Here is a 25302-nt window from a genome sequence, read left to right on the forward strand (position 1 = left end):
AGTTGATTTTAACCCTTGACTAGCGCTTAATCTTTTCCTTCCAGACGATTTTTATGTTTATTAAGAGTCTTTTGTAGTAAATTCAAAACCTCATTAGCAATCTCAATAACTTCATGAGTTCCAAAACCAGCCTGAGTTAATTCTTTAAAAAAAGCCTTAGCGACAATTTTGGCTAATTTCGGGGGATAAGGATGGACCGCGATCGAATGTTCGGACTGAATTTCTGCTATTTCTCTAGTCACTGCCATCGCCACAAAACGAGATTTTAACATCCCTTGCAAATGAAAAATTTGCAGGGATTGGGCAGCCTGTTGAGCGAATAACTGCAAGATTTCTAAATCTAATGGTTCAAAATGTTTTTTGTCTAGGGGAAAACTGAGATTAATTACCCCGATTACCTGCTGATTGAGGATAATCGGTACGGAGATAAAACTATTATTATTTGATCTTTTGGGATAACGGGCTGCGCTGGCAAATGGCGATCGAGTGATATCCTTAATTAGTAAAGGTTTTACCGTAGTCGCTACAGTATCGGCAATAACTTGATCGAGTTTAATTATTTCTTGATCAGCTAAAGGTGATAGCTCATCATAATGGGCAAAAACTTCTAGATAATCGGTAATTTCCCCCTTTAATTGCTGTGGAGAGCTTAACATAATTGAACAGTGCTGCGCTCGCAATTGATGAGCGCTCATACTAGCTATTTTCCCAAAAATATCTTCGAGATTTTCCTCAACATTCAAGACAAGAGCCAGAGTAGCTATTTTGGGGTTAAAATTATCCATGTATTCAATCACTTATTCAGTCCGAGTTTAGGCTTTCAGGGTGAGGGTGACATTCCTCATCTCTGTGTTTGTCTGAGTCTATAGCTTGCCATAGCATCTGATCGAGGGGCTTTTTTACTCGCTAACTGATCTATTGTAGATGTGCTGAAAAACTTCTGTGTGTCTCTTGTTTTTTGTCTTCCCTCTAGATGAACGTAGGTTGGGTTGAAGCATGAAACCCAACGCCCGCTCATGTTACGCTACCGCTAACCCATCCTACAAATAATTGTGCCTCCCTACTTAGCATCTGATCGAGGGGCTTTTTTACTCGCTAACTGATCTATTGTAGATGCAGCCAAAACTTCTGTGTCTCTTGTTTTTTGTCTTCCCTCTAGATGAACGTAGGTTGGGTTGAAGCATGAAACCCAACGCCCGCTCATGTTACGCTACCGCTAACCCATCCTACAAATAATTGTGCCTCCCTACTTAGCATCTGATCGAGGGGCTTTTTTACTCGCTAACTGATCTATTGTAGATGTAGCCAAAACTTCTGTGTGTCTCTTGTTTTTTGTCTTCCCTCTAGCTACTCTGATCTAGTAGGTCAGAGGAGTTTAACCTGACTGGAGTGAAAGATGGTGCGTTTTCTCTGGGCAATTTTGGCCGGTGTGGGGATGGGGTTAACAGTGGCGCCAGTTTCTTGGTGGTTACTCGCTTGGATTTCTCTCGTCCCCCTGTGGATTATTGTGAGATTAGCGGAAAAATCCCTAAAAAAACAGCTTTTATACGGTTTTGGCTGGGGTTTTGCCTACCATGGCCTCGCTTTATTCTGGATCACGGGAATTCACCCGATGACGTGGATGGGTGTCCCCTGGTTAGCGAGTTTGTTAATTGCCCTATTTTGTTGGTTGTTTATCACTTTTTGGGGAACGGCGATCGTGCTAACTTGGACGTTAGTTATGTTTTATGTCAACAAAAGTGTTAATCAGTCATCTTTTCGGGATGCTCTCCTACGGGTTTTCATCGGCACTGCCCTCTGGTGTGGGTTAGAATCTCTCTGGAGTCAATCCCCTCTCTGGTGGACTACCCTTGCTTATAGTCAAAGTCCCCATAATTTATTGATTCTGCAATTGGGCAAATTATCGGGTTTTACGACGGTAACGGCGGCAATTGTGGCAGTTAACGGTTTAATCGCCGAAAGCTTGCTCCTAATCCGTCAATCGCGGCAAAATCTCGCTTTTCTCTCTTTACCCCTGCTTATTTGTTTTAGCCTCCATCTCTGGGGATGGAACCTATACCATAAACCGATCGAAAAGTCAAGGGATTTAGGGATAAAAATTGGCGTAATTCAGGGCAATATTCCCAACACGATTAAACTTTCGCCCCTAGGATTTCAAAGGGCGATCGAAGGTTACACCTCTGGTTATCAAATTCTCGCCGATCAAGGAGTAGATACCGTCTTAACTCCTGAAACCGCCTTACCCTACTATTGGGAGAACTTAGTCAATAATAGCTCGATTTATTCGGCAATTTTAGCCAAAAAAACGCCGATCTGGTTGGGTGCATTTGGCAAGGTGGACAAGGGTTATAACAATAGTCTCTTGACCATTGATGGCGAGGGACAGGTGATTAGTCGGTATGATAAAGTAATTCTCGTGCCTTTAGGCGAATACGTTCCTTTTCAGGAAATTTTGGGCGGAATTGTTGATCGCCTTTCTCCCTTGCAAGCGCACTTAATCCCGGGAGATGCCGCTCAAATTATTGACAGTCCTTTCGGTAAAATCATTGTGGGCATTTGTTACGAATCGGCTTTTTCCGAACATTTTCGCCGTCAAACTGCTAGAGGAGGCGAATTTATTATTACTGCTTCTAATAACGCCCATTATAGCCACGCCATGCCCGCTCAACACCATGCTCAGGATACCATGCGAGCGATCGAAACCGATCGATGGATGGCCCGGGCCACCAATACAGGTTATTCTGCTTTTGTCGATCCCCACGGTAATCAGCTTTGGCTATCGGATCTGGATAGATATCAAATCCATAGCGAAACAATTTATCGACGGGATACGAGAACTTTATATGTGCGCTGGGGAGATTGGTTAACTAAAGTTTTAATCATTACTGCCGGACTAGCTTGGCTCTGGAGAGCTTGGGATTAAGGTGACAGTGCTATACTTTTTCGTGAATAAACTGTATAAATAACCTAAGTTTTTGATGCAATGAAAGATCAATTTGTCAAGTGGTTGAATAGAATCTTAATATTTGATGTGTTTTTGGTAATAGCGGGTTTTCTCTGGTTTGCCGTGGCTGTTATCGGTGAATCCACAGGAATTCCCCTAGGATTTAAACTTTTTCAGCGTCTTTGGCTGCCCTTATTCAATCCTGCTATTAGTATTTTAATTGCGGGGGCGATTTTAAGCTGGGCAATTAATCAAATTCAAGAACGCTTGTCCCCTAAATAGTAGGGTTGATTCATGAATCAACCCTACCCTTGATAAGGGGGTATCTGATAATTTTGGCTCTTCGGTTTGTGTTATGCAATGGATGGGGGTTATAAGGAATGAAACCCTTATAGAGACAGACATTACCGCAATTTTTGTTAATTGTTTTTTTCTAGAGCGAACTAATCAATTAAATCTCTTGCCAGATAAGGATTTAGTCGATTTATGCCCCCATATCGAACCATACCAAGTCCCGAAGAGCCATAATTTTTAACGCCTACCTACTTAGGAAAAATAATCCCAATATTTTCATCCTTGGCGGTGCCAACTTTGGCATCGGGACTGACTTGAAAGAGGGTGTGGGGAGTGGGGTAGTGGGGAGAATAAATAAAATAATCTCGGCTCTTCGGTTTGTGTTATGCAATGGATGGGGGTTATAAGGAATGAAACCCTTATAGAGACAGACATTACCGCAATTTTTGTCAATTGTTTGCGATCTAGAGCGAACTAATCAATTAAGTCTCTTGCCAGATAAGGATTTAGTCGATTTATGCCCCCCTATCGAACCATACCAAGTAACGAAGAACCATAATCTCCTATCTCCTATCTCCTAACTCCTGTCTCCTGACGACCGACTCCTAACCCCACCAATAAACTTTTTGCCGCAAACCCTACTTAGATGATAAAAATCGGGGTTGAACATTTTTCAACCCCGAAAAAAAGCAATTTTTGAGCGGATTAACCCACTGGTTGTAACTGTAATTGCGAGAGAATATTGTTCTGCTCGGAGCGCTGATGACTAGAGACTGTCACCACGGTTTCAGCAGTTACATCTAATAGCGCATGGTCTCCAGAATTGACTTTTCCCGATAACATCGCCTCGGCTAAACTATCCTCTAAGCGTCGAGTTAAAGCACGACGTAAAGGCCGCGCACCGTAGCTAGGATCATAACCCTCATTGATGACCAAATCCTTAAAAGCGGCGGTAACTTCCACAGAAATGCCTTTTTCTGTCAATTGTTTGCCTAGATCCGCGATAAGAATATCAGCAATCTGGGTAACTTCTTCGCGAGTTAACTGTCGGAAAACGATAATTTCATCGAGACGGTTGAGAAATTCGGGACGGAAATATTGTTTTAACTCGTCTGTCACCCGACTAGAAATCTGTTGGTAACGCGATTGAGCAAAATCGTCAGCCATCTCGAATCCTAAGCTATTACCGCCTTTTTCGATGACTTTTGAGCCAATATTCGAGGTCATGATAATTAGGGTATTCTTAAAGTCCACCCGACGACCTTGGGAATCGGTCAAACGACCATCTTCTAACAGTTGCAGGAGAAGATTAAAAACATCGGGATGTGCTTTCTCGATTTCGTCAAACAAAACTACTTTATAGGGTTGACGACGCACAGCTTCCGTTAACTGACCACCTTCATTGTAACCGATGTATCCGGGAGGCGCACCAATTAACTTAGAAACCGTGTGGGATTCCATAAATTCCGACATATCTAGGCGAATCATACTGGATTCCGAGCCAAAGAGCAACTTAGCTAAGGCTTTCGTTAATTCAGTTTTACCCACTCCCGTGGGACCGGCAAAAATAAACGAGGCAATCGGACGATTAGGATTCTTTAAATTTACTCGCGCTCGACGAATAGCACGAGAAACGGCATTTACTGCCTCCTGTTGACCAATAATCCGCTCATGCAGTTGATATTCCAGATTTAAGAGCGATTCCGACTCAGTTTCAGTTAATTGGGTAACGGGAATACCTGTCCAAGCGGCGACAATTTGGGCGATTTCCTCCGCATCCACCACCGGAATTAAAGATTCGGGGTTAATTAGGGGTGATTCTTCGCTAACCTCCGCAGGACTTTTACTTTGCAGGGAATAGCGTAGATGGGTGCGGGATCCCGCTTCATCGAGAAGATCGATCGCTTTGTCCGGTAAAAAGCGATCATTGATATAGCGAGAGGATAGATTAACGGCAGCTTCGATCGCTTTTTGATCGTATTTTACCTGATGGAAATCCTCGTAGGTGGCTTTTAAACCGCGTAAAATCTCGATCGCTTGCTCTTTAGTCGGTTCTCCCACCATAACTGGCTGAAAACGTCTTTCTAGAGCCGCATCTCGCTCAATATGCTGTTTATACTCATCGAGAGTGGTGGCCCCTAAACACTGTAACTCGCCGCGAGCTAAAGCAGGTTTAAGCAAGTTAGAAGCATCCATGGCTCCTCCCATGCTACCAGCACCCACAAGAGTGTGAATTTCATCAATAAACAGGATAATACTGCCCGATTTGCGAACTTCCTCCACAATACCCTTTAAACGTTCCTCAAAATCGCCGCGAAAACGGGTTCCCGCCAGTAAAGACCCCATATCGAGGGCAATTACCTGTTTATCCCGCAAAAGTTCGGGAATATCGCCATTATAGATGCGTTGTGCTAACCCTTCAGCGATCGCAGTTTTGCCCACCCCCGGCGCACCGAGTAAAATCGGGTTATTCTTGCCGCGACGGCCTAAAATTTGGATAACTCGCTGGATTTCTGGCTCTCTACCGATTACAGGGTCAATTTTGCCATTTTTGACCTCTTGGCTTAAATTACGACTATATTGGGCTAAAATACCGCCTTGGGGAGCATTTTTCTGGTCTTCATAGTCACTGCTTGCCGTGAAGCGACCACTAGCGACTTTTTCCCCAGCATTTTTCAGTAAAAGGGCGCGAAGTTTGATCAAATCAACACCCTGCATAATTAAAATTTTAGCGGCTAGGGATTCGGGATCGGTGGTGATAGCGAGTAATAGATGTTCAGGTGCGATCGCCTGTTCCCCCAATTGTCGAGCTTCCTGAAATGCTTGCTCGAACATCTTTTTCGCTTTCGGGGTAAAAGGGATATTAACGGGACTGTAACCCGTGCCGCGGCCAGTCATTCCTTCAATCACGCGGCGACTTTCGTGCAGGGTGACTTTTAAATCCTTGAGAATTAAGGCTGCGGCGGCGGTGGCTTCTCCTATCAATCCTAACAGTAAATGCTCCGTACCGACGACACTGTGACCGGTACGACGGGCTTCTTCTTGGGCGAACATCACCGCTTTGATAGCTTTTTGGTTAAAGTATTCAAACATGATCGACGGCTTCCTGGCTACTGGGCTTTACCTGTTACTGTAACGTTTTCTTTACATTAGCCGGAAGGGGGATATCCGTATCAGCAGGGTGGGTTAGGAGATAGGAGTGGGGAGTAGGGGCAATTCATCGAAAATTTGGGTCTGAAACCCCGTCGTTCTACGACGGCTTTACTGTTAAATACTAGCGCATTTACACGATATATTCTAGAATGTGAGGTATGGAAAAAGCCTATTATTACCGATTTTACCCCACACCCGAACAAGAGTCGCTATTGCGGCGCACTTTGGGCTGTGTAAGATTGGTTGACAATAAAGCTCTCCATCTCAGAACACAAGCTTGGTACGAAAGACAAGAAAGAGTAGGATATACTGAAACTTCTTCAATGCTAACCGATTGGAAAAAACAAGAAGAATTAGAGTTTTTAAACGAAGTTAGCTGTGTACCTTTACAACAAGGGTTAAGACACCTACAAACAGCTTTTACCAATTTCTTTGCTGGTCGTACTAAGTATCCTAACTTTAAGAAAAAACATCAGGGAGGAAGTGCCGAATTTACTAAGTCTGCTTTTAAATTTAAAGACAAACAAATCTATTTAGCTAAATGCACAGAACCTTTACCTATTCGATGGTCAAGACAAATACCAGAAAGCTGTGAACCAAGTACAGTAACAGTCAGATTACATCCTTCTGGACGTTGGCATATCTCAATTAGATTTGATGACCCAACAATTAAGCCATTACCAGTAACAGATAAAGCCATCGGAATTGACTTAGGAATTAGTAGCCTTGTGATTACCAGCGATGGCGATAAAGTGTCTAATCCCAAGCATTTTAAAAACCATTATCGGAGACTGCGAAGAGCAGCGAAAAATCTTTCTAGAAAACAGAAAGGGTCAAAAAATCGGGAAAAGGCAAAAATCAAAGTAGCAAGGATTCACGCTCAAATCACCGATAGTAGAAAAGACCATTTACATAAGCTAACCACTCAATTAGTTCGTGAAAACCAAACGATTGTGGTTGAGAATTTAGCCGTTAAGAATATGGTCAAAAACCCGAAATTATCTCAGGCAATATCTGATGTAAGCTGGGGAGAAATCACCCGACAATTAGCCTATAAATGCCGTTGGTATGGGAGAAATTACATCGAAATAGATAGATGGTTTCCTAGCTCTAAAAGATGTAGTAATTGCGGGTATATTGCTGAAAAAATGCCGTTAAATATTCGAGAATGGGACTGTCCAGACTGTGGGACTCACCATGACCGAGATATTAACGCGAGTAAAAATATTTTGGCCGCAGGGCTTGCGGTGTCAGTCTGTAGAGCGACCATAAGACCAGAACAGAGTAAATCTGTTCAGGCAGGTGCGGAACCCCGCAAGGGAAAGAAGCAGAAACCTAAATCGTGAGGTTTGGGAATCACCGTCCGTTTACGGCGGTGAGGATGTCAAGAATTTATCACTCTGATAACACTAGAGGACAAAGACAACAGAAGGTGGGGAGTAGGGGCAATTCATGAATTGCCCCTACTGGCGGGCGCATCGCACGGGTCATCTTTTACATCAGCCGAGGGGCGGCTTCTGTGATAGGCCGCCAATTGCGAATCGAGTTGCTCTGATGAGCTTCTGGTATTGCATTATGAACTGGAGGCGGCGTGAATTCTGCTTAAGGGAAAACGCTATGGCTCAAGTAGCGGTTAGCGAAATTTTGAACCCTATTACCGAATCTGACACACCGCGCCACAATCCCTCACGGAAGGCGATAGGTCGCCTGAGAAGCAGTAAAACAGGGGAAAATACCTGAAACTCTTTCCCCTGTGAATCCCTAAGCTAGGGAGAAGAATATAAAGATTTATTAAATTGTAACTTTTGCTACAGTTGTGGGGGTAGTGTGTATGCTTCCGCTATCTCCCTTTGGTGTTGGGTTGGGGTGTTGCTTTACCTAGCTACGAAGAAGCGATCGCACTACCCGCAATTTCAACAATGGCATGGGCAAGGATGCGCGAGTCTATCTCGATTCGATAGAAACACTACTAAAAAGATTAATATTCATTATGGGTTGGAGAAATTCACTTTTACTAACATTGTTGATTTTGGTTGTTGTCATTGGTCTTGACAAGATTACAGGAATTTCTATCATGGGTGGAGTTGTCTTAGTGACAGCACTTTGGGCAGCAATTGATTCCCATAGAATAGAACTTCATAAGTATAAAATTACAGGATCATTCGTACCATCATTTGGTAATTCATGGTCAGTTTTTTTGTTTGTATTTCTACTTTGGGTGTATTGTTTTCCTGCCTATTTGATTATTAGAGGAAAGATTCTTAAAGGAATTATACCTTTAAGAAACGAAGACGAATAAGGCTACCAATGAATCCAGACTAACTCCCCTCTCCTGCTCCCAGAGGGGTTGGGGGAGAGGTCAAATCATCAAACCATTATCTATCAACGAGTTGCTCATCGCCAAGAAATTTATAAAATTTTCCCTTAGTGCGATAACATGATCTTGTATGGTATTTTCTTCAAACGCAAACTAAAACCTTCCCAATCTACCGAAAAAGAAACCACAAAAGCTGGCTAAATTGTTTCTAAAAATACCATAAATGCCCCTTCATTCAGTAAAACTCGTAGGTTGGGTTGACCCAAGGAAACCCAACAACTTCCTGGAATATTTTCACAATCTTGGTTGGGTTTCGCCTTTTGAGCCGATTGGTAATACCTGCTCAATAATAATAGCTCAACCCAACCTACGGCTGTAACGTTTTCTTTACATTAGCCGGAAGGGGGATATCCGTATCAGCAGGGTGGGTTAGGAGACAGGAGTAGGGACTGGGGAGTTTTTTGCTGTGAACAGTAAACAGTAATCAATTACCTGAAAACTAAAATCTGATCAGTGATCACTGATAACTGATCACTGATCACTGTAATTAGGAATCAACTTGACTAAGAGAGGAACGTCTTTTAAAAGGCATTAGTTTTTTGATTAATTCAGGTGTAATTAAGCCTTGGGGATAAAAAATAGTTCCCAAAACAATTAAAATTCCAAAAATAATCAAACGACCATCGCGCAAGAAATTACCTAACCAAATTGGTAAACCATTCACGCCACCGAGGGCGCGTAAAACTTCGGGCAAAGCAGTTAAAACAATGCCTCCCACCACCGGCCCGACAAAAGTTCTTGAACCACCAATTAAAACGAAAGCCAAGAAAATAATACTGGCATCAAAAGTTCCCTGACGAGAATTCCAAGTATTGAGAAAATGGGCGCTTACCGCTCCCACAACTGCCGCTAAAACCGCCCCGAAAGTGAAGGATAAAACTTTGTGATAGGTGGGATTAATTCCCATGGACGCAGCGGCCAATTCATCGGCACGAATGGCATTAAATGCCCGACCAATTTTGATGTTTTCTAACCGGTAGAGAAACAGCATAGTTAGGAATAAGAGGGGCAAAGCCAGCCAAAGGTAGGCTAATTGAGTGGTGAAAGGTTGGGGAATGGCAAAAATACCGACCGCACCGCCGGTTATCTCGAGATTAAGGGCAATAATTCTCAAAATTTCTACCCAAGCGATCGTGGCAATAGCTAAATAAATACCTCGCAAACGGAGAACAGGAATACCTAAAACTATGGCTAATATTCCCGCAATAATGCCAGCAATTAACATTTCTAAAAAGACCAAAGCCAGGGGATAATTGCTACCGGTATTAGTAAAAACTTTCGTGGAAAGAATGGCAGCCACATAACCACCTAAAGCGTAAAAACCGGGGGTTGCTAAGGATAATTGACCGGCCATTAAGGGCAGATAAACTGAAAGGCCTAAGCTGGCTCCAAATATCATTGAAACAATTAAAAAACCATAGGTGTTAAAAAAGTCAGCCATGTTTTCGGTGAGCGGTTATGGGGTGTTTAAGTTAGGGGAGTCAATTAGCTAATTTTATCACCGTTCTCTCCCACCTCATTCTCCGGTAATTCTCGAAATTATCATGATTTTTTACTTGGCACTTTTCCTATATGGTAGCGTTAGCCACCTTAAAAGCAGATGGGATGATCGATGATGGGAAAAAGGTATCTTCCTTAACTTTGTCTGGGAAAAAATTCGGGGGAATTTATGAAACAGCAGCATTGGTTGGTTAACTCCGAAAACCGGTTAGTCGGACTCCTACGGCTGAATTTCCTGATAAAATCGCAGTAGCGGGCGCAAAAGTCCTATAAGCTGAGGATATCATCAGTTTTACCCCAGAAGCGATCGATCAGGTGCAGGCGATCGGTGAGGAACCAGTAATATGCTTTTAAACGTTTTCAATTCGATCCTCTCACTAATTAAGTAGCTGGTTATAATTAAATTAAAAATGGATTTTAGGTTCGATCCCCCCTGCCCCCCTTGATAAGGGGGGTGCCGATAGGCGGGGGGATCTGACAACTTTTAACGCCTACCTACTTAGGTTAGAGAAATGATAGATAAATGAGAGGATCATGAGATAAATATGAAAGTTTTTTGGGGAAAAATTAGTTAAGATAAGGGGAAATTATAAGGATAAACAAATATAGATGTTTACTTCACTCGAACTTTTCACCATTTCCTTTGTAGCCGTGGGATTAGCCGCCGATGCCGTGGCCGTTTCTCTGACCAGTGGCCTGATGATTCGTCATATTCATGTTAATAAGGCTTTGAAAATTGCTTTGTTTTTTGGGGGATTTCAAGCGATTATGCCGATGATCGGTTGGGGTATTGGTCTAACTTGTCGCGATTTCCTCGCCTCTTTTGACCACTGGATCGCTTTTATTATTTTAGGGGCGATCGGCAGTAAAATGATCTACGAAGCTGTTCAAAATGATGACGAGGAAAAAAAATTTAATCCTCTAGATTCCTATACTTTAATCGGATTAGCGATCGCTACTAGCATCGATGCTTTAGTAGTTGGTTTGGGTTTATCGATGATTAAAACTCCCTTACTTTTAGCTTGCACTGTCATCGGTTCTATTACCTTTGCTTTATGTTTTATAGCTGTTTTTATCGGGCATAAATTCGGTAATTTATTTAGCCAAAAGGTGGAAATTCTCGGCGGTTTAGTTTTAATATTAATCGGCAGTAAAATCCTTATTGAACATTTAATTGCCTAGATTATCTCCATTTTTCACTATCCTCCCTATTTTCCCCGACTGTTTCAACAGGGGAGTGGCTAATTCGGGATAACCGGCCTCAATTAAAGCCTGATCTCTGATGCGACAGGAATCGCATAAACCGCAGGGTTCAACTTCTCCTTGATAACAAGACCAAGTATCAGCAATGGGAACCCCTAAACTAACGGCACGACGGACGATATCTACCTTACTATCCATCACCAAAGGGGCAATTAATTGGGGTGCTTTCCCTTCTAAACCCGCTTTCGATGATAAATTAGCTAAAGTTTGAAAGGCCTCTAAATACTGGGGACGACAATCGGGATAACCGGAATAATCCACCGCATTAATTCCTAAATATATCGCCTCCGCTTCCCTTGCTTCTGCTAAAGAAAGAGCGATCGAAATAAAAACTGTATTTCTCCCCGGCACATAGGTAATCGGGATAATATTCGGGTTAATTCCCTCTTGGGGAATAGCAATAGATTGATCCGTTAAAGCGGAACCTCCCCACAAAGATAGATTGACTTCGATCAGATGATGTTCTTTAATATCGAGGAAATTAGCAATTTTTTTCGCCGCTGCTAATTCCCGCTCGTGTCTTTGTCCATAACGAAAGGAAAGGGCGATTAATTGATAACCAGCAGCTAAAGCGATCGCTGCTGTTGTCGCTGAATCTAATCCCCCAGAAAGTAAAATAATCGCCTTTTTTGTCATTATCCTAATGTCACCTGTGTTTGTTGATAATTAGCTACTAAGATAAATTGTTTGAGCCACTGGGAACCTAACAAAATCTCCTGAATTGCCTCCCCTGCAAAGACGGGAATTTCGTATTCCTGACCATCAATTCTTACTCTGCCTAAATATATATCAAAAAATGCTTCTCCTTGGGCAGTGCGTAACTTATCTTGGTTTAAAAATGGCCATTCAAGACTGCGAGCATCTTGGTCATTCATAACACAAAACTCCGTGAAACCAGTATCTAGCATAGCTTCTACAGGTAACACCAGACCATTAGGGCTGACTAAATCGATATCAAAATAAATTTGACCATTTTCTCCAAATCTCCCTTCCATCATATTCTGCCACTAACTCCAGTTTCATTAATGCCAAAGATATGATGGATTTTGTCGGGATATTTTGCCCTTGCTTTTTTACTGGCCACTTCTTTGTCGGGATCGATAAAATAATCGCCGCTATCGGGTTCGATCGCAATGTACCAACCATAATAATGTTTCATTAACCGGGGCTGTAAACTCTGAAAAATCGGCCAACAACGATGATAAAATTCTAATTGTCGGGCGCGATGTTTGGCCTTTTCTTCCTCGGTAGATTGAATCTCCGGAAAAACTCGACCACGACGCACTACTCGTTCAGAATTGTTGTTAGACATAGTATTTAACCTCTTGTTAGTCAATTAGGGGTTGGGAATTATGAATTGGGGAGATGGGGAGACCACTTCGTGCGCGTTGCGGGGGGGAGTGGGGAGATGGGGGAGTGGGGAGACCACTTCGTGCGCGTTGCGGGGGGAGATGGGAGGAAGGAGAAAAAAGCTGATAACTGATAACTGATAACTGATAACTGATAACTGATAACTGATAACTGATAACTGACTAGCGGACTCCTAAAAACTTATGGGTTTGGAGACTGAGACGCCATTGGGGATGTCGGAGAACATAATTAAAGACTAACTCTTTGCTTTCTACTGTATTCCATTCGGGTTGTAGATATTTGATCACCCCTTCCGATAACTTACTTTCCTGCATAGCTGCCCAGTCTAAATCTTCTGGATTAGCCACGACAATTTTTAACTCATTTACCCGTGCATAAATACTAGGATCGGGCATTTTATAAGTTTTAGGAGAAAAAGTCACCCAATCAAAAACCCCAGTAAAAGGATGAGCGCCAGAAGTTTCTAAATGTACCCGTAAACCCTGATTTTTTAATTCCTTGGTCAAAGGATCAAGATTGTGCATTAAAGGTTCACCCCCGGTAATCACCACCATAGCGGGGTTAGCCCCTTTTGCCATCTCTACCAATTCCCCCAGGGATTGTTGGGGATAACGGTGGGCATTCCAAGACTCTTTTTGGTCGCACCAGGGACAATAGACATCGCAACCTCCTAAACGGAGGAAAAAAGCATTGCTTCCCGTCCAAAAGCCCTCGCCCTGGACGGAATGGAAAGTTTCGACCACAGGATAGGTACAATGGTTTATGCTAACCGTTTTCATAGAATCAGTATTATAGAAAATATGGACATTCCCCTAAACTTCGCCAAATACACCCAATGGTCTGGTATTGCCACGCTGGTTTTTTTGGTACTCACGATTATCGCTTTTCTCGTCGGTTGGGGAATCCGCTTTCGTCTCGTCGGTGTCACTAGCTTTATGGCTGTGTTGACGGTGGGGATTTTCGGTCTTGGGTTAGGATTATTTACCCGTACCGAAATTCCGGGAGCGGTGAGATTCTCCCTTGTCTATGATAACGGAGCAAATCAAGCTGTTATCTCCCTGCCCAATACTGTTACTCCCGAGCAGGTGGAAGCAACCCTAAAACAAGCCGCTAGTGACTTGTTTTCCTCCGGTCGCGCCGGTGCTGGCGGTAATAATCAATTTATCATTAGCGCTCGCACTCTCGTTCATCCTCAGCCCGGTTTATCTGCTCCTTTGTACCTGGGACAGATTAAAAAATCCTTCTCCGCCCCGGGGGATAATACTCCTGAACTACAGCTTTTTCCCGAAAGTTTCGCTAAAATTAGCCAATAATCCTTGAGGTTGTCAAAAAATGTCCAATGCTGTCGCTGTTTTGCCCCTGTTAATCGCCCCCGCACAAGTGATTCGGGGTGACAATGCCCTAGAAGAATCCACCGGCAAGTTAGGGGATTTGGGCAAGCGTCCCCTCGTGGTGGGCGGCGATCGCAATTTAGCTTTTTTGTCATCTCCCCTGAAAAATCTCACTCCTAGCTATCACAGTTACGCCCCCGATTGTTCGGAAAATTCCCTAGCATATTTAAAGGCATCTGTCAAGAGTCATGAGGCAGATTTTATCATCGGTGTGGGTGGCGGCAAAGCCCTCGATACGGCCAAATTACTCGCCCATCAGTGCCATTTGCCGATCGCCACGATTCCCACCTCCGCCGCTACCTGTGCCGCTTGGACAGCCCTATCTAACGTCTATTCCGACGCAGGGGCGTTTCTTTACGATCTGTCCCTAGCCCGTTGTCCGGATTTATTAATTCTCGATTACGGTATTATCCAAACTGCCCCGAAAAGAACCTTAATCGCTGGTATTGGCGATGCGATCGCTAAATGGTACGAAGCTTCCGTCAGTAGCGGTCATTCCACAGAAACCCTGATTATTGCTGCCGTCCAACAGGCCCGGGTTTTGCGGGATATTCTTTTCCAAAAATCCCCGCAGGCTCTGGAAAATATCGGCGGGGAGGACTGGAAACAGGTAGTGGATGCCGCCGTTTTATTAGCCGGAGTAATTGGTGGTTTAGGGGGCGCTAATTGTCGTACCGTGGCCGCCCATGCAATTCATAATGGTTTAACCCATATTCCCGCTTGCCATCATGCCCTGCACGGGGAAAAAGTCGCCTACGGCATTCTCGCCCAATTGCGTCTAGAAGAAATAGTTTTGGGCAATCAATTGGCAGTATCGGCCCGGGGGCAACTAATCCAGTTTTATGAACAAATTGGTTTACCGAAATCCCTAGAGGATTTAGGATTAAAAGATGTTTCCCTTGCCCAATTGCGCCATGCGGCCGCAATTGCCTGTCAGCCGAATTCGGACATTCATCGTTTACCTTTTACGGTTTCCCCCGAACAAGTTATGGCGGCCATGGTTTCTACTACCACTGCCGATACAGTCGGGCAGAAAGTTAAGGCTAATTAAGGGCAATATTTTCGGGACTTATGGCTTTATCTGCTGCGGGTGAGTAGTGATTTTATTGTAGTGGTGATAGCTCAAATCTTTGCTTTGTTGGTCGAAATCCAGCGTTGATGTTCCTATTGGGACTCTTAAAAATATATGGCGACAAGCTCAAATTGAGGAGGACAAAATATAATGCGATATGCAGTTGTTATTGAAAAAGGAGAAAATAGCTACGGTGCTTATGTTCCCGATCTTCCCGGATGTGTTGCGGTTGCAGAAACATTAGAAGAAGTTAAACAATTAATTGCTGAGGCAATAATTTTTCATTTGGAAGGCTTAAAAGAAGATGGATTAACTGTTCCTGAATCAGTGTCGATCTGTGAGTATGTAGATGTAGCTTAGGGGGTTCCAAGGTGGAAATAAGATTAGACTCATAGCGGCGATTCATTACAAGCGACAAAAAATTTATATTCGAGAAGTTTTAACTCATGCTGAATAGGACAAAAATAAATGGAAGGAGTAAAAAAATGCCGACGATAGATATAGAGAAAACACGGCAAGCTTGGACAAACTTAAAGCAAATACTCTTTATCCCTCGCAATGAATCAGAATATGAACAATTAGTAATTATGTTAGATAATTTGATAGATGAAATAGGAGAAAATGAAAATCATCCTCTTGCTTCTTTAATGGAAATTTTGGGAATATTAATAGAAAATTATGAACAGGAAAATGTTCCCGAATTATAAATTAAAACAGGCAGTCCACAATCAAATCCATGAATGGTAGGGGTGGTGCGTTCCCAAATATTGGTTAACCTTGAAATTGTGGCTCTTCGGTTTGTGTTATGCAATGAACGGGGGTTATAAGGGATGGAACCCCTATATAGAAAGGCATTTAGCGATTTTTGTCAATTATTTTCGATCTAGAGCGAACTAATCAATTAAATCCTTTGCCAGATAAGGATTTAGTCGATTTATGCCCCCCTATCGAACCATACCAAGTAACGAAGAGCCGAAATTGTCATGTTTTCAGGGAAACGCACCCTAGAAAGCGATGCGTGCGCCCCAAATCCTTATCCGGCAAAAGACTTAATTGATTAGTTCGTTCTAGTCGGGGGTTGGGTAAAATCGGTGCGATCGGCTTTCTCCATGGCTCAGGTTTTAGCATATATCGTGTAAATGCGCTAATATTCAAACTAAAGCCGTCCTCAAAAGACGGGGTTTGGAACTCAATTTTTCGATGACGACAATAATCGACGAGTTAAGGCAACAATGGCAAGATCGCCTCTCTCAAACAGAGGATTCCTTAACCGATCGCCAACGGGATACCATTATCAATTGGTTACTCGGTGAAGATAGCCAACGTTGGGAAAATTTAGATGAGAGAGATTTAGAAATCGCTAAACGGGGATTAGTCTATCTTTGGCAAATTTTACGGCAACGCTATCTCAAAGTTAGTCCCACCCGCGCCTATCGTAACCTGATCGATCGTCTCGGTGCTTGTGTCACTCTCCGGCAAAAAATTCGCACTTGGGTTTCCTTAAGTCGCGATCGTCGGCAAGCGGTGGCCGATGTCTTGCAAGAAATTATTCAAGAAATGTTAAATAGCGATCGCTATCTGCAATCCCAGTTAGCATGGATCGCTCGTTGTACCAACGATCAAGCTACTCGTGATCAGCTGCTGTTAGCCACCCTAGAGGAATACGCTCTGCGTCCGATCCGCAATCAACCCCTGTTAGCCTATCGTTTTGTTAATTATCTCCGTCGTCAATCGAGAAGCGGTATTACTAACGTGCCGCAGCAAGAAATGATCCGGATTCTCTCCGATGAAATTAGTGGCGATGAGGGGGAAAATAGCTTAAGTTTACTGGATCAAAATGCGATCGCTACCTACGAAGATCAACGCACTTCCCAAGAAGCGCAAATTCAACGGGTAAAGGTTCAAGAGAGTTTTGCCAAGTATCTAGAGGAAAATGTTAGTCGGGAGGCGGTGACTTGGTTTAACCTCTATCTAGGGGGCGAAAACCAAGATGCGATCGCAAAGGCGATGAATATTCCCGTCCAACGGATTTATCGTCTCCGGGAAAAAGTTGGCTATCATGCGATTAAGGTTTTTGCCCTCAATGAAGGGACAGAATTAATCGCTGAATGGTTACAAATCAGCCCGAAAGAGCATAATTTTGGCTTAACTCTCAGTCAATGGCAAAGTTTCTATGCCGGTCTTTCTCCCACGGGTAAAAGCGTTATCGATGGCTTAAAAGCGGGTAAAACCCTTGAGGAAATCGCTGGCGAATTAAACTGTAAACGCACACAAGTGGTCAAAGAATGGACGCAACTTTATCTAAGCGCTCAAAGTCTCAGGACAAAAACCTAATCAGTTATCAGTTATCAGTTATCAGTTATCAGTTATCAGTTATCAGTTATCAGTTATCAGTTATCAGTTATCAGTTATCAGTTATCAGTTATCAGTTATCAGTTATCAGTTATCAGTTATCAGTTATCACTTCACTGAGAAAACTCCCCACACCCCACACCCCACACCCCACACCCCACACCCCATCCCCTTTTTGATTTTTGACTTCAAGAAATATGTGGATTATTAGCAAAAAAGTCGGGGTATTTACCCATTATTTAACCCCTACGGGGACATTTACCCCCAGCATCGACAAAGCCAGTAAATTTTCTGCTCGGGAAATGGCGGATATTATGGCTAAAAAATACGGCGGAATAGTCGAGGCAATGAAATAATTATGACCATTGGCATTTGGATTTTAGGGGATCAATTATGGACAGGACAAGCGGCCTTAGCTAATCATCAAGCCTATTCACAGGAAACGCCGGTTATTTTAATTGAATCCCACAATCATATTCGACAAAGACCCTATCATCAGCAAAAATTAGTTTTAATCTGGTCGGCGATGCGTCATTTTGCCGAAGAATTAAAAACTTTAGGATGGTCTGTCACCTACGAAGTCGCTGAAGATTTTGAGCCGATTTTATCCGCTTGGATTAAGCAATTAGGCATTAAAGAATTACAAATCATGATGCCTAATGATTGCCCTTTTCTTAGATTAATTAAAAATCTCAATTTAGACTGTGCTATAACCCTAATTGATAATAATCACTTTCTCTGGACAAGGACAGATTTTAATAATTGGGCTAAATCTCGTAAAAGACTATTACTAGAGGATTTCTATCGAGAAAGTCGCAAAAAATGGCAGATTTTAATGGAGAATAATCAACCCATAGGAGGACAATGGAACTTTGATAAACAAAACCGCAAACCGCCCAAGGATGGATTAAAAACTGCTGCTCCTCTTTGGTTTGAACCCGATGAAATTACCCTTCAGGTTATCGCTGATGTGGAAGCTTTAGATATTCCTAAATATGGAAAAATCAAACCTTTTCGCTGGGCAGTAACCCGCAGACAAGCTTTACAGGTTTTGGAGCATTTTATTACTAATTGTCTGCCCAACTTTGGACCCTACCAAGATGCGATGATAACGGGAGAAGAAACCCTCTGGCATTCCCTATTATCTCCCTATCTTAATCTAGGATTACTAACGCCGTTGGAAGTGATTCAAGGGGCAGCAATTGCCTATAAAAAAGATAATTTAGCCCTAAATAGCATCGAAGGATTTATCCGTCAGGTGTTGGGATGGCGGGAATATATGCAGGGAATTTATCATTATCTGGGAGAAGATTACGCTAATCATAATTGGTTTGAGCATCAACAACCCTTACCGGCTTTCTTTTGGGATAGTAATCAAACCGAGATGAATTGCCTCAAACAAGTATTATCACAGGTGGAAAATACTGGTTATGCCCATCATATTCAAAGATTAATGATTTTGAGCAATTTTGCCTTAATTTTTGGTTGCTCTCCCCAAGAGATTGAAAACTGGTTTCATAGTGTTTTTATCGATGCCTACGATTGGGTAATGCAGACTAATGTACTGGGAATGGGACAATTTGCCGATGGGGGAATTCTCGCCTCCAAACCCTACGCTTCCTCTGCCAACTATATTGATAAAATGAGTGATTATTGTCGGGGTTGTCTGTATAAAAAAAATGAACGAGTCGGGGAGTTTGCCTGTCCTTTTAACTTTCTTTACTGGGATTTTTTGGCACGACATCGAGAAAAATTAAAGTCCCAAGGTCGAGTTAATATGATTTTAGGTCATCTCGATCGAATGTCGGCAGCTGAACTTAATCAAATGCGCTCCCAGTCCAACCAATTAAGAGCTATCAGTAGTCAGGATTTAGGAGTCAGGAGGAGATAGGGTGATAGGGTTTTGGGGTGATAGGGTGATAGGGTGATAGGGTGATAGGGTGATAGGGTGATAGGGTTTTGGGGTGATAGGGTGATGAGACAACTTCCCCATCTCCCCACTTCCCCACTTCCCCACTTCCCCACAACCAAAACCCACTATGATAATTGCTATATGAGTAAATCAAAGGAAAAAAAACGGATTGCCTATCAGGAATTTGGAGATAAAAGCAATTCTCAAGCTTTTGAGCGTTCCATTCCTGAATTACCCCCAAATCAGCAGAATTTGCGAGTACAAACCTCCCGATCTGGTCGGGCGGGAAAAACCGTTACCATAGTTACAGGTTTTCAATGCCAAACCGAAACTCTGACGAAATTATTAAAACAGTTAAAAACCGCTTGCGGAACGGGTGGTACAGTTAAAGAAAATGCCATTGAGATCCAAGGAGATCATCGCCAAAAAATTCTACAAATTCTCATTGAATCGGGTTACAAAGCCAAAATTAGCGGAGGATAGCTAAAAATGATGATTCCCTCTTGGTTGCTTATCGGTGTCGTCGGATTTTTGGTAGCGTTAGCTGGGGGATTACTCAATTCTCGCGATGTGCGTTGGTTTGCGCGATTGCGTCGTCCCGATTGGTTAACCTTTGAAAGATTAATCCCTCTTATCTGGACAATTATCTATATTTGTGGGGCAATTTCTGCTTATTTAGTCTGGGAAGCTCAACCGGCTAATCGCTGGTTTTTGATGGCTTTTTATCTGTTGGTGGAATTGACTATTACTGCCTATACTCCCGTCACCTGTAAACTACGCAGTCTCAAAGCGGGAACGATTATCGGAGGTACGGGTTTTTTCTTGGGTTGTCTTCTGGCACTATTGGTTTTCCCTGTTTCTTCTTGGGCGGCCATCCTACTCCTACCTTACCTGATCTGGAGTCCGATCGGTACCTATGTGACTTGGGAAATGAGCCATCTCAATCCTCGGGATGTCTAGACAGATAAAGTGGGATGGGTTAAAAATTAACACATCCCACAGGTCTTATTGCCATCTACCAACTTAAAAATCTAGACTGTTTTTTCCGCTCTAACTCGCTCTACCCTGCGAGGAATGGAGCAATCAAGGAAGTTAGGAACCTCCTGACGACAGTGAGGACAATACCAGTAGGCACGACTAGCCACAAGGTGACGAAGGGTAATTCCCGAACATATAGGGCAGCTGTGCATGGATTGTTAGACTAATTTTAAACGTTTTTAAAATTGCCCTACCTCCCACTGCCATTGTAAACAAAATCGCCGCTCTTTAAATCTAACTTTAGGTAGAAACCCAGTGTTTCTTTCGATAGATTTCCCAGAAAATACCTAGGTACGAGGACGGAAAAGATGGGAATGTTGCGGGTGATAAAGTTGCGATCGAGTTCCTGTAATCTGGTTTAAAGCGGGACTAATAAGATAAAGGGTAGTTCTAGTTAGATTTTCCCGATGGGTTAGTTGGGCCATCTCTGATAGGGGGACAACCCAGATTTTTTCGTCGGGCCAACCGAGACGGAAACAAACGGCCACCTGTTGCTCTGGTGAGTAGTATCGTAGGAGTTTTTCCTGGGCTTTGTCAATGTGACGGGCGGCTAAATATAGGCATAAACTGGCTTTATGAGCGGCTAAAGAGGCTAATTCTTCACTTTCTGGCATGGGAGAGGCTTTTCCTTCCACCCGGGTTAGAATAATTGTCTGGACTAATTCCGGAATCGTTAATTCTAGGGCCAATTTAGCCGCTAATCCTTGAAAGGCACTAATTCCAGGGATTAGCTGAAAGGGTATATCTGCTGCTGTCAAAAGCTCAATTTGTTCTTGGATGGCACTATAGAGACTTAAATCCCCCGATTGCAGTCGCACCACCGCTAAACCCCGACGCACGCGATCGATCATTAAAGGGATAATTTCTTCTAGGGTGATGCTACTGGTGGGAATTAACTCGGCATCTTGACGAGTATCCTCAAGAATCTGTTTGGGGACGAGGGAATCAGCAAAGACGATAACATCGGCTTTTTGGAGAATTTTATCGGCTTTTACCGTCAATAATTCCGGATCTCCGGGTCCTGCACCAATAAAGTAAACGGCCGGGGAGAGCGCAGAGGAGTCCATTAAAGTCATACTAAATCCTGTTTACAAGGGGTGTGGGGAAGTGGGGAAGTGGGGAAGTGGGGAAGTGGGGAAATTTCAACTAAAACCCCAAAACCCTAAAACCCCAAAACCCAACCCCGATCATTAACCTGAACATTTGTATTTAATTAGGGTCAATGACTATAATTAATGATAAAGCACAGTCAGCATTGACAATGATTAGCGATCAATCCCTCCCCCCCCAAAATATTGAAGCGGAAGAATCTATCTTAGGTGGTATTTTACTAGATCCAAAAGCGTTAGGTAGAATCAGTGATTTTTTAATTCCAGAAGCTTTCTATGTGAAAACCCATCAAGATATTTATCGTGCGGCACTTGCTTTACAAGGGAAGGGAAAACCGACGGATTTAATGACGGTTAGCAGTTGGTTACAGGATAATCATCTGCTGGAAGAAATCGGGGGAATGCCGCGATTGTTACAATTAATTGAGCGCACTGTCTCGGCTGCTAACATCGATCGCTATGCTGAATTAGTGATGGATAAATATATGCGTCGTCAGTTAATTTCCACCGGGGGAGAAATTATTGAGTTAGCCAGGGATACGACGCTAGAATTAGAAAATGTTTTCGATGAATCGGAACAAAAGATTTTTCGTCTCACCCAAAAACGACCCCAGGAGGGTTTAATTTTTCTGGGGGATACTTTAATCGAAACTTTTAACGAAATTGAGAAAATGCAGGAGACGACAACTCTACCCGGTATCGAAACTCAATTTTATGATCTCGATGCGATGACCAGTGGTTTACAACCCTCGGATTTAGTTATTATCGCCGGTAGGCCTTCCATGGGAAAAACTTCTTTTGCTCTTAATATTGCTTATAATATCGCTCAACAGAATTTACCTGTGGCGGTTTTTAGTTTGGAGATGTCTAAAGAACAATTAGCCCAACGTTTGTTATCGAATGAGGCTAAAATCGAAAGTAATCGGATTCGCTCGGGCCGTTTGGGACAAAATGATTTAGAGAAGGTTCTTGGGGGACTAGAAAAGTTATTAAATTTGCCCATATATATCGATGATAGTGCCAATTTAAGTGTAATTCAAATGCGTTCCCAAGTGCGGCGTTTACAGGCAGAAAAAAAGGGGCAAATGGGATTAGTTTTAATCGATTATCTGCAATTAATGGAAGGGGGAGGTGATAATCGTGTTCAGGAACTTTCTAAAATTACCCGCAGTCTTAAGGGTTTAGCGAGAGAAATTCATGCTCCGGTAATTGCTCTTTCTCAGTTAAGTCGCGCCGTGGAATCTCGCAATAATAAAAGACCGATGATGTCCGATTTACGCGAGTCGGGATGTTTAGCGGGTGATAGTTTAGTTGAGTTAGCCGCTCCTCGTGCTAAAGTGCCAATTTGTCAGTTAGTTAATTGCTCTAATTTTACGGTTTTTGCTCTTAATGAGGAAACAATGAAATTAGAAAAAGCACTGGTAACTAAGGTCTTTTCCACAGGATTTAAGCCAGTTTTTCGATTAACAACTCGTTTAGGTCGCACGATTAGAGCTACAGCCAATCATAAATTTTTGACTGTCCACGGTTGGCAAAGATTAGATGAATTAAATATCGGTAATTATATCGCTTTACCTCGCTCTCTGAGTAATTCAGACCTAAGGTTTAATTGGGATGAAGTTATGGCAATTCAAGCGGATGGAGAGACAGAAGTGTATGATTTAACAGTAGATAAATTGCATAATTTTATTGCCAATAATATCATCGTCCATAATAGTATCGAACAGGATGCGGATTTAATTATGATGTTATACCGAGATGAATATTATAACCCCGATAGTCCCGATCGAGGTGTGGCCGAAGTAATTATTACTAAACACCGTAACGGTCCCACCGGCACAATTAAGCTACTTTTTCAACCAGAATTTACCAAGTTTCTTAATCTTAAACAAAGTCGCTCTAATTATTAAAATGCAAGCAACTATTAATTATAAAACTCCCAATTGGCTCTTAATACTTTTGGCAATTATCCTAACTCTCGGTGTGGTTTTTCGTTTTGCAAATATCGATCAAAAAATCTATTGGCATGATGAATCCTACACCACCATTAGAACCACTGGTTATCAAGCAAAGGAAATCGCTGATACTATCTTTCAAAACCGTCTTTTATCTACCACAGAATTAGGAAAATTTCAACAACTGAAACCAGAAAGTAATGTTTTTGACACAATAAAATCTCTCGCTAAAGAAGACCCTCAGCACCCACCTTTATACTTTATTATCTCTCGCTATTGGGAAAAAATATTCGGTTTTTCTCCCGTTTCTTCCCGCAGTTTAGCGATTGTTTTTAGTCTTCTCTCTCTGCCATTTATTTACTATCTATCCCTAGAAATATTTACATCAAAGTTAACGGCAATTCTAGCAGTAATTTTATTAGCACTCTCTCCAGTTGATATAATATTTGCTCAAATGTCCCGTCAGTATAGTCTTTTAGTTTTGTTAACTATAATTAGTCAATTAATGCTGTTAAAATGCCTCAAAAAAAGAACTCTTGTTAATTGGTCTTTATACACCTTCTCTAATACTCTCGGACTCTACACCCATCTCTTTTTTATTCTTAACTTATTTGCTCAAGCAACCTTGATAATTTGGTATCTTGTTATGAAACCAGAGCGAAAAAATAACTTGATATTTTTCCTGTTATCTGGGTTAACAATGATAATTTTATATATACCCTGGTTACAGGTTTTTTTAACTAACTCTCAAAGGGCCTTTAATTCCACCAGTTGGGCTGCCGTTAACTATCTCGATTGGGGATTGTTCGGTAAATTATGGCTCTTAACTTTTACTTGTCCATTTAGCGATAGCGATTTTGGTTTTAATAACATCTTCACCTATATATATAGACTGATTTTTTTAATCTTAATTATCTATGCTTTTTATCGAGTTTATCGCTACAATCACCCCATAGCTTTTACTTTTCTGATTACCTCAACCCTAGTACCTTTCCTAGCTTTAGTCATTCCCGATCTAATTTTGACCACCACTAGATCGACTGTCACCCGTTATCTAATTGCGACTTTTCCCACTATCTATATAACTGTAGCTTTTTTCTTGTCACAATTGCTTAATCAAGGCAAAATTTTAGGTAAAATTATCTTGACTTTTTTGTTAACTGCTAGTATAATATCGAACTTCAATAATGCTCTTTCCGAAACCAGTTGGGCAAAAGTTCCTAGTTATTGGAATGGCGAAGTTGCCAGAAAAATTAATGCTGTACCTAAGGCCATTGTTATCAGCGACGAAGGTAATGACTGGACTAACTTAGGTGATTTGCTTTCCCTTAATTATCGTCTTAATGCTGATGTACAATACTTCCTGACTACCACTAACCCCGATACCGATAAGTTAAAAGAAGTCCTAGAAATTCCCCAGGCCAACTTATTTCTTTTTCGTCCTTCCAATCGGTTATTACTGACCCTAGATCAATTCGATATTCGTCTTGATGATTTCTATCCTCAAGGTCAATTGTGGCGAGGGAAGAAATAGGTAAATATATAAGTAGGTGGGTGGAATTAAATATAAA

General features: G+C 42.2%; 26 protein-coding genes and 1 pseudogene. 19 read left to right on the plus strand and 8 right to left on the minus strand.

The genetic code is table 11. The features are described 5' to 3' along the window. Window positions 1-26: 26 nt before the first annotated feature. On the minus strand, window positions 27-785 hold the full coding sequence (locus VL20_RS17845; protein WP_052277305.1) for a GAF domain-containing protein: 759 nt from the start codon (window positions 783-785) through the stop codon (window positions 27-29). A gap of 611 nt (window positions 786-1396) precedes the next feature. Between VL20_RS17845 and lnt the strand changes: the two genes are divergently transcribed. The 3 genes and pseudogenes from lnt (at window position 1397) to VL20_RS32945 (ending at window position 3819) form a co-directional block, all read left to right on the plus strand. Continuing rightward, entirely contained in the window at window positions 1397-2923 is a 1527-nt protein-coding gene (gene lnt, locus VL20_RS17850) for an apolipoprotein N-acyltransferase (protein WP_052277306.1), read from the plus strand. A gap of 60 nt (window positions 2924-2983) precedes the next feature. After that, window positions 2984-3226, plus strand: a complete 243-nt coding sequence (locus VL20_RS17855; protein ID WP_052277307.1) for a hypothetical protein — start codon at window positions 2984-2986, stop codon at window positions 3224-3226. 397 nt (window positions 3227-3623) lie between these two features. Next, window positions 3624-3819: pseudogene (locus VL20_RS32945) on the plus strand (hypothetical protein). 124 nt (window positions 3820-3943) lie between these two features. Here the strand turns inward: VL20_RS32945 and VL20_RS17860 are convergent. After that, a complete protein-coding gene (locus VL20_RS17860; RefSeq protein ID WP_052277308.1) occupies window positions 3944-6331 on the minus strand; it encodes an ATP-dependent Clp protease ATP-binding subunit in 2388 nt (795 codons plus the stop codon). A gap of 218 nt (window positions 6332-6549) precedes the next feature. Here VL20_RS17860 and VL20_RS17865 point away from each other — a divergent pair, with 218 nt between their 5' ends. Continuing rightward, window positions 6550-7737, plus strand: a complete 1188-nt coding sequence (locus tag VL20_RS17865) for an RNA-guided endonuclease InsQ/TnpB family protein (RefSeq protein ID WP_052277309.1) — start codon at window positions 6550-6552, stop codon at window positions 7735-7737. Window positions 7738-8381: 644 nt separating this feature from the next. Further along, entirely contained in the window at window positions 8382-8690 is a 309-nt protein-coding gene (locus tag VL20_RS17870) for a hypothetical protein (protein WP_249264871.1), read from the plus strand. Between the two features lie 565 nt (window positions 8691-9255). On the opposite strand, the gene VL20_RS17875 is transcribed toward VL20_RS17870, so the two are convergent. Continuing rightward, on the minus strand, window positions 9256-10209 hold the full coding sequence (locus VL20_RS17875) for a branched-chain amino acid ABC transporter permease (RefSeq protein WP_052277311.1): 954 nt from the start codon (window positions 10207-10209) through the stop codon (window positions 9256-9258). A 668-nt stretch (window positions 10210-10877) separates the two neighbouring features. On the opposite strand from VL20_RS17875, the gene VL20_RS17880 reads away from it, so the two are divergent. Continuing rightward, window positions 10878-11450: a manganese efflux pump MntP gene (locus VL20_RS17880; protein WP_052277312.1), complete on the plus strand. Its 573-nt coding sequence runs from the start codon at window positions 10878-10880 to the stop codon at window positions 11448-11450. Here VL20_RS17880 and queC read toward each other — a convergent pair. The 4 genes from queC to VL20_RS17900 all read right to left on the minus strand — a co-directional run bounded on the left by queC (window position 11439) and on the right by VL20_RS17900 (window position 13681). Next, complete coding sequence (gene queC, locus VL20_RS17885) at window positions 11439-12167, minus strand: 7-cyano-7-deazaguanine synthase QueC (RefSeq protein ID WP_052277313.1); 729 nt, start codon at window positions 12165-12167, stop codon at window positions 11439-11441. The two genes, VL20_RS17880 and queC, sit on opposite strands and share 12 nt — an antisense overlap. Beyond that, window positions 12167-12529: an aspartyl protease gene (locus VL20_RS17890; RefSeq protein ID WP_052277314.1), complete on the minus strand. Its 363-nt coding sequence runs from the start codon at window positions 12527-12529 to the stop codon at window positions 12167-12169. Before VL20_RS17890 ends, queC begins: the two co-directional genes overlap by 1 nt. Next, window positions 12526-12843: a hypothetical protein gene (locus VL20_RS17895; protein ID WP_046661710.1), complete on the minus strand. Its 318-nt coding sequence runs from the start codon at window positions 12841-12843 to the stop codon at window positions 12526-12528. The genes VL20_RS17890 and VL20_RS17895 overlap by 4 nt, the downstream gene beginning before the upstream one ends. Before the next feature lie 220 nt (window positions 12844-13063). Beyond that, complete coding sequence (locus tag VL20_RS17900) at window positions 13064-13681, minus strand: 7-carboxy-7-deazaguanine synthase QueE (protein ID WP_052277315.1); 618 nt, start codon at window positions 13679-13681, stop codon at window positions 13064-13066. On the opposite strand from VL20_RS17900, the gene VL20_RS17905 reads away from it, so the two are divergent. The 11 genes from VL20_RS17905 (at window position 13658) to VL20_RS17940 (ending at window position 20589) form a co-directional block, all read left to right on the plus strand. Next, a complete protein-coding gene (locus tag VL20_RS17905) occupies window positions 13658-14215 on the plus strand; it encodes a Ycf51 family protein (protein ID WP_002781770.1) in 558 nt (185 codons plus the stop codon). The two genes, VL20_RS17900 and VL20_RS17905, sit on opposite strands and share 24 nt — an antisense overlap. A 19-nt stretch (window positions 14216-14234) precedes the next feature. Next, window positions 14235-15344 carry an iron-containing alcohol dehydrogenase family protein gene (locus tag VL20_RS17910; RefSeq protein ID WP_052277316.1) on the plus strand — a complete coding sequence of 370 codons (1110 nt, stop codon included), beginning with the start codon at window positions 14235-14237 and terminating at the stop codon, window positions 15342-15344. A 171-nt stretch (window positions 15345-15515) separates the two neighbouring features. Then, window positions 15516-15725, plus strand: a complete 210-nt coding sequence (locus VL20_RS17915) for a type II toxin-antitoxin system HicB family antitoxin (RefSeq protein WP_002750184.1) — start codon at window positions 15516-15518, stop codon at window positions 15723-15725. Window positions 15726-15765: 40 nt separating this feature from the next. Next, complete coding sequence (locus VL20_RS29305; protein WP_230401238.1) at window positions 15766-15822, plus strand: type II toxin-antitoxin system HigB family toxin; 57 nt, start codon at window positions 15766-15768, stop codon at window positions 15820-15822. A gap of 28 nt (window positions 15823-15850) precedes the next feature. After that, window positions 15851-16072, plus strand: a complete 222-nt coding sequence (locus VL20_RS17920) for a hypothetical protein (RefSeq protein ID WP_002743699.1) — start codon at window positions 15851-15853, stop codon at window positions 16070-16072. 493 nt (window positions 16073-16565) lie between these two features. Further along, a complete protein-coding gene (locus VL20_RS17925; RefSeq protein ID WP_052277317.1) occupies window positions 16566-17699 on the plus strand; it encodes a HetZ-related protein 2 in 1134 nt (377 codons plus the stop codon). Next, a complete protein-coding gene (locus tag VL20_RS29310) occupies window positions 17651-17896 on the plus strand; it encodes a hypothetical protein (RefSeq protein ID WP_128575249.1) in 246 nt (81 codons plus the stop codon). The genes VL20_RS17925 and VL20_RS29310 overlap by 49 nt, the downstream gene beginning before the upstream one ends. Window positions 17897-17914: 18 nt before the next feature. After that, window positions 17915-18073 carry a hypothetical protein gene (locus VL20_RS31810; protein ID WP_002776561.1) on the plus strand — a complete coding sequence of 53 codons (159 nt, stop codon included), beginning with the start codon at window positions 17915-17917 and terminating at the stop codon, window positions 18071-18073. Window positions 18074-18075: 2 nt separating this feature from the next. Then, window positions 18076-19608: a cryptochrome/photolyase family protein gene (locus VL20_RS17930; RefSeq protein WP_052277318.1), complete on the plus strand. Its 1533-nt coding sequence runs from the start codon at window positions 18076-18078 to the stop codon at window positions 19606-19608. A 162-nt stretch (window positions 19609-19770) separates the two neighbouring features. Further along, on the plus strand, window positions 19771-20112 hold the full coding sequence (locus VL20_RS17935) for a translation initiation factor (RefSeq protein WP_052278505.1): 342 nt from the start codon (window positions 19771-19773) through the stop codon (window positions 20110-20112). A 9-nt stretch (window positions 20113-20121) separates the two neighbouring features. After that, window positions 20122-20589 carry a TspO/MBR family protein gene (locus VL20_RS17940; protein WP_052277319.1) on the plus strand — a complete coding sequence of 156 codons (468 nt, stop codon included), beginning with the start codon at window positions 20122-20124 and terminating at the stop codon, window positions 20587-20589. Window positions 20590-20954: 365 nt separating this feature from the next. Here the strand turns inward: VL20_RS17940 and cobM are convergent, their stop codons facing one another. Next, window positions 20955-21743, minus strand: coding sequence for a precorrin-4 C(11)-methyltransferase (cobM, locus tag VL20_RS17945; RefSeq protein ID WP_052277320.1), 789 nt, complete (start codon window positions 21741-21743; stop codon window positions 20955-20957). A 185-nt stretch (window positions 21744-21928) separates the two neighbouring features. Here cobM and dnaB point away from each other — a divergent pair, with 185 nt between their 5' ends. Further along, window positions 21929-23686 (plus strand): replicative DNA helicase, encoded by a 1758-nt coding sequence (gene dnaB, locus VL20_RS17950; RefSeq protein ID WP_052277321.1) that lies wholly within the window; start codon window positions 21929-21931, stop codon window positions 23684-23686. 1 nt (window position 23687) lies between these two features. After that, window positions 23688-25265 (plus strand): glycosyltransferase family 39 protein, encoded by a 1578-nt coding sequence (locus VL20_RS17955; protein ID WP_052277322.1) that lies wholly within the window; start codon window positions 23688-23690, stop codon window positions 25263-25265. The last annotated feature ends 37 nt before the right edge of the window (window positions 25266-25302 follow it).

Source organism: Microcystis panniformis FACHB-1757 (assembly GCF_001264245.1).
Classification (GTDB): domain Bacteria; phylum Cyanobacteriota; class Cyanobacteriia; order Cyanobacteriales; family Microcystaceae; genus Microcystis; species Microcystis panniformis.

Coding starts and splice junctions, on each gene's coding strand:
- VL20_RS17845 (WP_052277305.1), bottom strand. CDS start 785: ATGGATAATTTTAACCCCAAAATAGCTACTCTGGCTCTTGTCTTGAAT.
- lnt (WP_052277306.1), top strand. CDS start 1,397: ATGGTGCGTTTTCTCTGGGCAATTTTGGCCGGTGTGGGGATGGGGTTA.
- VL20_RS17855 (WP_052277307.1), top strand. CDS start 2,984: ATGAAAGATCAATTTGTCAAGTGGTTGAATAGAATCTTAATATTTGAT.
- VL20_RS17860 (WP_052277308.1), bottom strand. CDS start 6,331: ATGTTTGAATACTTTAACCAAAAAGCTATCAAAGCGGTGATGTTCGCC.
- VL20_RS17865 (WP_052277309.1), top strand. CDS start 6,550: ATGGAAAAAGCCTATTATTACCGATTTTACCCCACACCCGAACAAGAG.
- VL20_RS17870 (WP_249264871.1), top strand. CDS start 8,382: ATGGGTTGGAGAAATTCACTTTTACTAACATTGTTGATTTTGGTTGTT.
- VL20_RS17875 (WP_052277311.1), bottom strand. CDS start 10,209: ATGGCTGACTTTTTTAACACCTATGGTTTTTTAATTGTTTCAATGATA.
- VL20_RS17880 (WP_052277312.1), top strand. CDS start 10,878: ATGTTTACTTCACTCGAACTTTTCACCATTTCCTTTGTAGCCGTGGGA.
- queC (WP_052277313.1), bottom strand. CDS start 12,167: ATGACAAAAAAGGCGATTATTTTACTTTCTGGGGGATTAGATTCAGCG.
- VL20_RS17890 (WP_052277314.1), bottom strand. CDS start 12,529: ATGATGGAAGGGAGATTTGGAGAAAATGGTCAAATTTATTTTGATATC.
- VL20_RS17895 (WP_046661710.1), bottom strand. CDS start 12,843: ATGTCTAACAACAATTCTGAACGAGTAGTGCGTCGTGGTCGAGTTTTT.
- VL20_RS17905 (WP_002781770.1), top strand. CDS start 13,658: ATGGTTTATGCTAACCGTTTTCATAGAATCAGTATTATAGAAAATATG.
- VL20_RS17900 (WP_052277315.1), bottom strand. CDS start 13,681: ATGAAAACGGTTAGCATAAACCATTGTACCTATCCTGTGGTCGAAACT.
- VL20_RS17910 (WP_052277316.1), top strand. CDS start 14,235: ATGTCCAATGCTGTCGCTGTTTTGCCCCTGTTAATCGCCCCCGCACAA.
- VL20_RS17915 (WP_002750184.1), top strand. CDS start 15,516: ATGCGATATGCAGTTGTTATTGAAAAAGGAGAAAATAGCTACGGTGCT.
- VL20_RS17920 (WP_002743699.1), top strand. CDS start 15,851: ATGCCGACGATAGATATAGAGAAAACACGGCAAGCTTGGACAAACTTA.
- VL20_RS17925 (WP_052277317.1), top strand. CDS start 16,566: ATGACGACAATAATCGACGAGTTAAGGCAACAATGGCAAGATCGCCTC.
- VL20_RS29310 (WP_128575249.1), top strand. CDS start 17,651: ATGGACGCAACTTTATCTAAGCGCTCAAAGTCTCAGGACAAAAACCTA.
- VL20_RS31810 (WP_002776561.1), top strand. CDS start 17,915: ATGTGGATTATTAGCAAAAAAGTCGGGGTATTTACCCATTATTTAACC.
- VL20_RS17930 (WP_052277318.1), top strand. CDS start 18,076: ATGACCATTGGCATTTGGATTTTAGGGGATCAATTATGGACAGGACAA.
- VL20_RS17935 (WP_052278505.1), top strand. CDS start 19,771: ATGAGTAAATCAAAGGAAAAAAAACGGATTGCCTATCAGGAATTTGGA.
- VL20_RS17940 (WP_052277319.1), top strand. CDS start 20,122: ATGATTCCCTCTTGGTTGCTTATCGGTGTCGTCGGATTTTTGGTAGCG.
- cobM (WP_052277320.1), bottom strand. CDS start 21,743: ATGACTTTAATGGACTCCTCTGCGCTCTCCCCGGCCGTTTACTTTATT.
- dnaB (WP_052277321.1), top strand. CDS start 21,929: ATGATTAGCGATCAATCCCTCCCCCCCCAAAATATTGAAGCGGAAGAA.
- VL20_RS17955 (WP_052277322.1), top strand. CDS start 23,688: ATGCAAGCAACTATTAATTATAAAACTCCCAATTGGCTCTTAATACTT.